The 1,993-nt window shown below is 77.1% G+C and carries 2 protein-coding genes and 1 pseudogene; all 3 read right to left on the bottom strand.

The window, feature by feature from the left end; genetic code table 11:
* Positions 1-52 precede the first annotated feature (52 nt).
* The gene (locus HLB09_RS16270) at positions 53-1,006 is read right to left on the bottom strand and encodes an ABC transporter ATP-binding protein (protein WP_171204349.1); all 954 of its coding nucleotides are present in this window, start codon (positions 1,004-1,006) and stop codon (positions 53-55) included.
* 126 nt (positions 1,007-1,132) lie between these two features.
* A complete protein-coding gene (locus HLB09_RS20200; protein WP_171204348.1) occupies positions 1,133-1,801 on the bottom strand; it encodes a response regulator transcription factor in 669 nt (222 codons plus the stop codon).
* Positions 1,798-1,993: pseudogene (locus HLB09_RS18975) on the bottom strand (hypothetical protein); the annotation flags it as partial. The pseudogene HLB09_RS18975 and the gene HLB09_RS20200, both read right to left, overlap by 4 nt.

Raw genomic sequence — 1,993 nt, 5'->3', positions numbered from 1 at the left:
CACGACCTCTTCCGATCTCCGGACGCCGTCGGGCGCACGGCGGCGGCGCCGCTCACCGCGCGCCCCCGGGGACGCGCTGCTGCCCGCCGCGCACGCCGTCGGCGCCGGACCGGTGCGGCACCGCGTCGTCGGTGAGGGCGAGGTAGGCCTGCTCGAGGGAGCCGACCTCGCCGGCGAGCTCGAGGACCACGACACCGCTGCGGGCGGCCACCGCTCCGACCTCGTCACCCGGGACGCCGCGCACGTGGAGGACGCCCCCGCCCGCGTCGTCGACCACGGCGCCGCGCCCGCGCAGCGCCGCCGCCAGCACGTCCGGGCCGGAGGTCCGGACGCGGACGACACCTGCACCGCCGGAACGCTCCACGAGCTCCTCCAGGGTCGCGTCCGCGAGCAGGCGCCCACGCCCGATGACGACGACCCGGTCCGCGACGAGGGCCAGCTCGTGCATGAGGTGCGAGGACAGCAGCACGGTGCGGCCCTCGGCCGCCATCCGCCGCACCAGCCCGCGCACCCACAGGACGCCGTCGGCGTCCAGGCCGTTGACCGGCTCGTCGAGCACGAGGGCGGCCGGGTCGCCCAGCAGCGCCGCGGCGATGCCGAGCCGCTGGCCCATGCCGAGGGAGAAGGTGCGCACCCGCCGCCCCGCGACGCTCTCCAGACCCGTGAGACCGAGCACCTCGTCGACGCGGGCGCGGGGGATCCCGTGCGTGCGGGCCAGCGCCCGCAGGTGCCGCCGCGCGGTGAGACCGGGGTGGACGGACCGCGCGTCGAGCATCGTCCCCAGGGTGCGGAGGGGCGCGGGCAGCTCGGCGTAGCGGCACCCGCCGACGAGGACGGCGCCCGCCGTGGGCCGCTCGAGCCCCACGGCCACCCGCATCGTCGTCGACTTGCCCGCGCCGTTGGGGCCGAGGAAGCCCGTCACCTCGCCCGCCCGGGCGGTGAAGGACAGGTCGTCCACCGCCGTCGTCGTCCCGTAGCGCTTCGTCAGCGCCTGCACCTCGATCACGTCGTCCCCTCCGCTCCCGGAGCACCTCGCGTGCTCCTGCGGCGACGCTAGGGAGGCGCCCGTGGGCAGCGTCACCTCCGCGAGGACGAGGTCGCCCGCCCGCTCCTCCTCCTGCAGAAGGAGGAGTCACCCCTGCGGGTCGAGCCGGTAGCCCATGCCGCGCACGGTGGCGAGGCGGCCCGGGCCGAGCTTGCGACGGAGGTAGCCCACGTAGACGTCGACGACGTTCGAGCCCGGGTCGAAGTCGTAGCCCCAGACCCGCGAGAGCAGCTGCTCGCGGGTGAGCACCTGGCCGGGGTGGCGCAGGAAGGTCTCCGCCAGCCCGAACTCGCGTGCCGAGAGGTCCCTGCCCTCGCCGGCGACGGACAGCCGCCGGGTGCGCAGGTCCAGCTCGACGTCCCCGGCCCGCAGGCTCGTGGCCCCGGACTCGGGGCGGGACTCGCGCAGCCGGAGGCGGATGCGGGCCAGCAGCTCCTCGAAGCGGAAGGGCTTGGCCATGTAGTCGTCGGCCCCGCCCTCGAGCCCGGCCACGGTGTCGTCGACCGAGCCCCGGGCCGTGAGGACGACGACGGGCACGGTGCTGCCGCGCTCGCGCAGGCGCCGCAAGACCTCGAAGCCGTCGAGGACGGGCAGCCCGATGTCGAGGACGACGAGGGCGACGTCCCCGGTGAGCGCGTGGTCGAGGGCCGTGGCGCCGTCGCCGCACACCAGCGGGGTGAAGCCGGCCGAGCGCAGCCCCTTGGCGACGAAGGACGCGATGCGCGGCTCGTCCTCCGCGACGAGCACGACGCTCACGAGCGGCCCCCGCCGACCGCCGTGCCCCTCGAGCGGTGCGCACCGGCCGACCGCTCCTCGAGGTGCACCACGGGGACGCCGAGGGGTGGCGTCGGCGCGCCCGTCGCCGGCCCTGCCTGCGCCGGCGCGTCGGGCGCCGTCGCGTCGTCGGGAGCCGTCCGCAGCGGCAGCTCGAGCGCGAAGACGGCGCCG

It is taken from the genome of Pseudokineococcus marinus (genome assembly GCF_013004605.1).
GTDB classification, from domain to species: domain Bacteria; phylum Actinomycetota; class Actinomycetes; order Actinomycetales; family Quadrisphaeraceae; genus Pseudokineococcus; species Pseudokineococcus marinus.
Note: the sequence above shows the minus strand (reverse complement) of the source record. Positions and strands in the feature narration are given on the sequence as shown.